Raw genomic sequence first — 6,019 nt, 5'->3', positions numbered from 1 at the left:
GGTCGCCCGTGCGGCCCTCGCGGGGATAGGAGCCGAAGACCAGAAACCGTGAACGCGCCAAAAGGGTTCCGGAGGAACGGAATATCTGTTCGTCCCTGAAAGATGTGAAAAAGATATATCGAATCTTGTAGGGCTTTCTCACTTTATCTTTGAGCTGAAGATATTCGATAGGAGAGAATAGAATAATGAAAATAAAAGACGTTAGAGTCAGCATTCACGCGTTTAAAAATTTTGTTCCTATCATCGACAAGCCGATCGAGGACGATTACCGGATCATTTGCGAGATCGAGACAGACGAGGGGCATGTCGGCTTCGGCATGGCATCCCGGTTCCTCTGGCATGGCGTCGCCGCGATTGTCGCGCATCATATTGCGCCTGCCATCAAGGGGATGGACCCACGGGATCTGGAACTGATCCACGCCCGCCTCCAGCCGATCCTGTCCGAACGCGGGCAGATGACGGGCATCAACCTCTCAGCCTTGTCCTGCGTCGATCTGGCCCTGTGGGACCTGATAGGCAAGCAGAGCGGACGTACGGTTGCGCAACTGCTGGGTGGCCACAAGGACTACGCGGAGGCGTATGTGACCTATGGCTTCCTGGCCTATGAGGCAGACGAACTGATCGAGATGGCCCGGCGCTTGATTTCGAAGGGGCATACGCGCCTGAAGATGCTCGTCGGATCGAAGGCGGGCATCGTCGAGGATGCCAAGCGGGTGCGCAAAGTGCGTGAGGCAATCGGCGAGGACATTCTCCTGGCGGTCGATGCCAATGAAAGCCTCAGCGCCGAGAATGCGATGCGGCTCTGCCCCATGATCCAGGAATACAACATCGCCTGGTTCGAGGACCCCATTCGCCGCGTAGATGCGCGCGATCTCGGGATGATGCGCAGCCGCACGACGATCCCGTTCTCGGCCGGCCAGATGGATGGCCATGTGCTGCGTTTCCGCGAGTGGGTCGAGCATGACGCGATCGACATTTTCATGCCGAACAGCATGTACAATGGCGGCATGACGGAGACCCGGCGAGTGGCAGCGCTGGCTCAGGCTTACAACAAGCCGCTGTCCGATGCGGGTGGTGGTGGCATTTACTGCCTGCACCATGTTGCCGGTTTCCGCAATGGAACGCTGGCAGAAATTCACCTCGGCTCCGAGCAGGTAGAGGAGCAGATGTTTGTCGACGCTCCCAAAGCCAAGGATGGTCGGGTTGCCATTCCCAATGCGCCAGGCTTTGGCGTGACCCTCAATCGCGATCGCCTCAAGGAGACTCTGGTCCAGAAGTACCTATAGCCAACAAAAAGGGAGGAGAACTGAAATGCTGAATTCAATGAAGCGTCTTGCCGGAAGCGGCATATTTTTGGTGGGAGCTATCGTCCTTGCCTTGCCGGCCTCTGCCTCAGAACTCGCGCTGCGAATGTCCAGCCCTTCGCCGGCCACCACCATGGATACCCTCATGATGCAGGCCATGGCCGACAAGCTGAAGGAGAAACTCGGCGACGATTTCAAGAGTGATTTCCATCATAGCGGCGCCTTGGGAGATGAGAATGTCCATCTCCAGCAGATCCGGACCGGTCAGATCGACATAACTCCGCTTGGATCAGATGCCGTACAGCTCAACCCCGCCTGGGCCGTGTTCGAGTTGCCGTTCCTGTTTGGTGACCGCACCGACGTCGCACGCCTGCTTGACGGCGAGATCGGCGAGAAGCTGCGCCAATCCATGCGCGAGAAGGCGGGCGTGGAAGTCCTCGCGTTCGGTGAAATGGGCTTCAGGCAAATCACCAACAACGTACGGCCAATCGGCAAGCCCGAGGATCTGAAGGGCGTGAAAATCCGGGTGCCCGGAAGCCAGGCTCGTATGCTGACTTTCAAGACGTTCGGTGCAAATCCGGTAACATTGAACTATGGCGAGATCTACCTCGCCCTCCAGAGCGGCACCATCGACGGGCAGGAAAATCCGCTCAACGATATCGTCTCGAACTCGATGCACGAGGTCCAGTCCTACCTGTCACTTTCCAACCACGTCTACACGCCAGTCACTCTCGTGATGAATGGCGCCAAGTTCGACGGCCTGAGCGATGAACAAAAGGCTGCAGTCAAGGAAGCTGCCGCCGCAGCCGCAGTCGACATGCGCAAGCTCGGCGAACAGAAGGATCAGGAGTTGCTGGACAAGCTCAAGGGGGAAGGCAAGATCGCAATAAACGAGATTGATCGCGCCAGTTTCCAGGCAGACTCAACAGCGATCTATGCCTCGGTCGAGGGCATCGCAGGAGCCGATCTCACCAAGGCCGTCCTTGAGGCCGCCTCTGCAAAGTGATGCTTCAAAGTGGAGCGTGCCAGGCTGTTGCTGCCTGGCGCGCCCCGACCTATTCTAGACGGTCCACTCCTGGGAGGATGGGCACGTTCAAGTCAAATCGGAGGAGATTCGATGACCGGTCGCGATAGCGATACAGGTGATGATCTTGCGCAAGCAATTTCAAAGGCTTCAATCGAAGCGGAACTTGCTAATACGGTGGATGAGACTATTGCGGACAAATGGATAAACGGCGTCGTGGAATTCCTTGGCGTCCTTGTGCTCGCTGCCATCACCCTTCTGGTTTTTGCCAATGCGTTCCTGCGCTACGCATTCAACTACGGCATCATCTGGGCCGATGAAATCGTCATAGCCCTGGTGCCATGGTTGGCGATGCTCGGAATGTTTCTCTCCGTACGCAGGCGGGAAATCATTCGCATCAGTTTTCTGATCGAGCGCTTGACGCCGCGGTCGCGCCGAGTGCTGCTGGTCGGCACCGAACTCGCCTCCACAGTCGCCTTCGGCTACCTGACGATCGTGTCCTTCAATTATCTATCGCTCTTTGGTGCAGATCAGTCCGTTTATCTGGCCTTGTCGAAAGGCTGGTTCACTTCAGCCATGTGCATCGGCGCCGGCATTGTTTGCCTGGCATTTCTTGCAGAGGCGGTCTCTCATTTTCGACGTGCCGATGAGTCCGGCCTGGACGAGGCTCACCCTTCCCCAAATTCGGGAGCAATCTCATGATCGGCGCTTCGATTGGCATCGCATCTCTCGTCGCATTTTTGGTGGCTGGCGTTCCAATGATCGCAGCACTGATGATTGCAGTTACCATCAGCTTGATTATTGGTAGTCAGTGGGGATTGGTCTTGCCGCAGAATATGGTCGCAGGAATGAGCAGCTACACGCTGATTTCCTTCCCGCTGTTTGTGCTTGGCGGCATATACATGAATGCTGGCGGCATCTCCGGCAAGCTTTTCAATTTCGCCCGCTCCCTTGTGGGTTGGATGAAGGGCGGCCTGGCTCAGGTAAATGTGCTCACAAGCATGTTCTTCGGTGGGATGGTGGGGTCTTCTACTGCCGATCTTGCGGGCAGTGCATCCATTATTATCCCAGAAATGAAGAAGGAGGGCTACACGGGCCCGTTTTCAGCGGCGGTAAGCGCGTCGGCCGCCGGCGTTGGGCCGTTGATACCCCCAAGTTCGCCCGCCATCCTCTACGCCGCCGTCACTGGCACGTCGCTTGGGGCGCTATTCATTGCCGGTCTGGTACCAGGCATCCTGCTTGGCTTGGCTTTCATGGGTGTCGTAACATATCTCGCCCGCAAGAACGGCTATCCCACCTTCGGGAAGTTTTCCCTGGCGGAGATCTTCCAGACAGCCAGGTCTGCTGGGCTTGCTTTCGGCATGCCGGCCATCATCGTTGGCGGCCTGATCTTCGGTATCTTTACGCCCTCGGAGGCTGGCGCGTTCGGAGCTGTATATGCGGCATTCCTGGCGCTTTTTGTCTATCGCACACTCGATTTGATGGGCCTTTATCGTGCCACGGTGGCAGCCGTGCAATTGTCAGGCGAATTGCTACTCATAGTCAGCCTATCCGCCGCGCTAGGATCGGTGTTGTCGGCTGCCCATGTCCCGGCCACGCTTGCATCTTTCATCGATGTGCTTGCGATTGGCGACAGCACCTTCCTGCGTCTTTGTGCGCTGATGGTGATCGCAATCATCGCCGGCATGTTTCTCGACCCACTTATCCCGGTTCTCGTGCCGGTGTTGCTGCCCACGCTGATCGCATTCGACATCGACCTGCTGCACTTCGGGACGTTGATGGTTATGGCTGTGGTGATCGGGCAGGTGACACCACCTGTTGCCATGTCGCTCATCATCGCCGGGCGTATTGCCCGTTGCGACCAGTTACAGGTGTTTCGTGCCAATATGCCGTTCTTCGTGGTGACTTTGCTCTTCACCGCCTTGCTTATGGCGGTCCCGGAGATAGCCGTCTGGCTGCCGGCATACCTCCAGCAATGAAGGCAATAGGGCGCGGACCGACATTTACTATTCGGCACAATTCTCTGCATCGAGCAGATGCTTCTGGCGGCGCAATTGCGCCGTCAACGACCAGTTCGGCAACCTGTGTATCAAGAGCTTCCCATGCCATTGCTCCTAGGGCCTGAGAACTATCGCAAAACGCCGTGGAAGAACGGCAACGGCGTGACCGAAGATATTCTCTTGCTGCCCCACGGCTCTTCGCATGACGATTTTGACATACGCATCAGTCGTGCTCCAATTGTCGATGACTCCCGCTTTTCCGCATTCGCCGGTGTCGATCGAACGATTACGCGGCTCGGCGAAAACCCCTTATCGCTTCGCTTTGACGATCGTGAAGAAGAGCTTTCTTACTTAGTCCCTTATAGCTTCGACAGCACCCTCACTCCCAGTTCGCGTCTGGCCTCAGGTCCATCTCAAGTAATGAATGTCATGACACGGAGAGGTCGGTGGCAGTCTCAAGTGTCTGTCCTGCATGGGAGCGCAACGAATGCCATCACCTGTCGGCAGGGTGACATGCTTGTCGCATACGTCTTGCACGGAAAATGCGACGTCGGCGGCTCGCATGTGGGCAACGGTCAGACTTTGATCCTCGACGGTCCGGTCACCATCGAGATGGAATTGCCGGATCGAACTTCCTGCCTCATCGCAATGCTCTCGGCTGTCGCGGCTCGGTAGGCGGCTAGTGGATATTGGTTCGGAATTACTGATCTCGATCGATTTTCTTTACTATTTTTATGATGCCGGATGCTGAGATACTTTCCGGCCATGAATACAATGGTCGAACTTCGAAAGGCACTGGGAGTGCCGTTGTCAGCCCCCGATATGGGTGAACTGCTGAGGGGGCATGACCTGCCGCAATTTAGCCGGCTCCTGGCCGGACGACGGACAATGCGCGTGCTGTCCAACGCGACAGCCGTGCCTGATGATGTGAAGGGGGGCGTCATGCTTCTCGGCAACTTCGACGGGTTCCACCGCGGTCACCGGGCATTGCTCGCATCAGCCATCTGTGAATCGGTATCCTGCGGCGGCCTCCCGGTTGGGGCCATGTCGGTGGAACCCCATCCAAAACAGTTCTTTGCTCCGAATTCAGGGCCGTTTCGGCTCACGACGCCTTCCACCAAGCAGGAAATGTTCCACCTGTTGGGTTTCGACTTTCTCTATAGTCCGCATTTCGACAGCGCCTTTGCCGGACTGGAGCCGGAGCAGTTCATCGAGCAAGTTCTCGTGTCCGGTTTTGCCGTGAGCAGGATCGTCGTGGGACGCGGCTTCAGGTTCGGAAGACAGCGCCGTGGCGACGTAGACATGCTGCACCGTTTCGCAGAGCGATGCGGCTTTGCCGTGACGGCTGTCGATGAGCTTCAACATAACGGCGTTACATGCTCGTCGACGCTGGTGCGCAACCGGATAAGCGCGGGGGACATCGATGGTGCGAATGCCTTGCTGGGGTGTCCGTGGAGCGTCGAATTCAGCTCCCTTTCAGGCTCGCTCCTGACCACAGGCGAAAGTCCAATCGATTGGCCGACGCAGGTCCTTATGCCTGCTTTTGGCGAATATGAGATAGCGATGCGGGGCACTGGTAATAGTCATATCTTGTCCATCGGTCGCCTCACGGTCACGCCATCGGCAACGCGCCTGAAAGTCCATTCGCGTGAACGACTGACGGCGGCGCCATGTTTTGTCGATTTGCTTCG

The 6,019-nt window shown here is 56.9% G+C and carries 6 protein-coding genes; all 6 read left to right on the top strand.

Annotated features, from left to right (window positions below; genetic code table 11):
- The first annotated feature begins 185 nt into the window (after positions 1–185).
- Positions 186–1,286, top strand: a complete 1,101-nt coding sequence (locus ACODTY_RS23040; RefSeq protein WP_488996505.1) for a mandelate racemase/muconate lactonizing enzyme family protein — start codon at positions 186–188, stop codon at positions 1,284–1,286.
- Between the two features lie 25 nt (positions 1,287–1,311).
- Positions 1,312–2,310, top strand: a complete 999-nt coding sequence (locus tag ACODTY_RS23035; protein WP_488996504.1) for a TRAP transporter substrate-binding protein — start codon at positions 1,312–1,314, stop codon at positions 2,308–2,310.
- A gap of 111 nt (positions 2,311–2,421) precedes the next feature.
- On the top strand, positions 2,422–3,030 hold the full coding sequence (locus tag ACODTY_RS23030; protein WP_488996503.1) for a TRAP transporter small permease: 609 nt from the start codon (positions 2,422–2,424) through the stop codon (positions 3,028–3,030).
- Positions 3,027–4,307: a TRAP transporter large permease gene (locus ACODTY_RS23025; RefSeq protein WP_488996502.1), complete on the top strand. Its 1,281-nt coding sequence runs from the start codon at positions 3,027–3,029 to the stop codon at positions 4,305–4,307. Before ACODTY_RS23030 ends, ACODTY_RS23025 begins: the two co-directional genes overlap by 4 nt.
- 123 nt (positions 4,308–4,430) lie before the next feature.
- The gene (locus ACODTY_RS23020; protein ID WP_488996501.1) at positions 4,431–5,003 is read left to right on the top strand and encodes a HutD/Ves family protein; all 573 of its coding nucleotides are present in this window, start codon (positions 4,431–4,433) and stop codon (positions 5,001–5,003) included.
- Positions 5,004–5,102: 99 nt separating this feature from the next.
- A partial coding sequence (locus tag ACODTY_RS23015; RefSeq protein ID WP_488996500.1) for a hypothetical protein occupies positions 5,103–6,019 on the top strand: 917 nt, incomplete at its 3' end.

The sequence above is a fragment of the Mesorhizobium sp. FG116 genome, from assembly GCF_057809835.1.
Note: the sequence above shows the minus strand (reverse complement) of the source record. Positions and strands in the feature narration are given on the sequence as shown.

What these genes read in the sequence shown, in the direction of transcription:
- ACODTY_RS23040 (WP_488996505.1), top strand. Translation starts at nt 186, where the DNA reads ATGAAAATAAAAGACGTTAGAGTCAGCATTCACGCGTTTAAAAATTTT.
- ACODTY_RS23035 (WP_488996504.1), top strand. Translation starts at nt 1,312, where the DNA reads ATGCTGAATTCAATGAAGCGTCTTGCCGGAAGCGGCATATTTTTGGTG.
- ACODTY_RS23030 (WP_488996503.1), top strand. Translation starts at nt 2,422, where the DNA reads ATGACCGGTCGCGATAGCGATACAGGTGATGATCTTGCGCAAGCAATT.
- ACODTY_RS23025 (WP_488996502.1), top strand. Translation starts at nt 3,027, where the DNA reads ATGATCGGCGCTTCGATTGGCATCGCATCTCTCGTCGCATTTTTGGTG.
- ACODTY_RS23020 (WP_488996501.1), top strand. Translation starts at nt 4,431, where the DNA reads ATGCCATTGCTCCTAGGGCCTGAGAACTATCGCAAAACGCCGTGGAAG.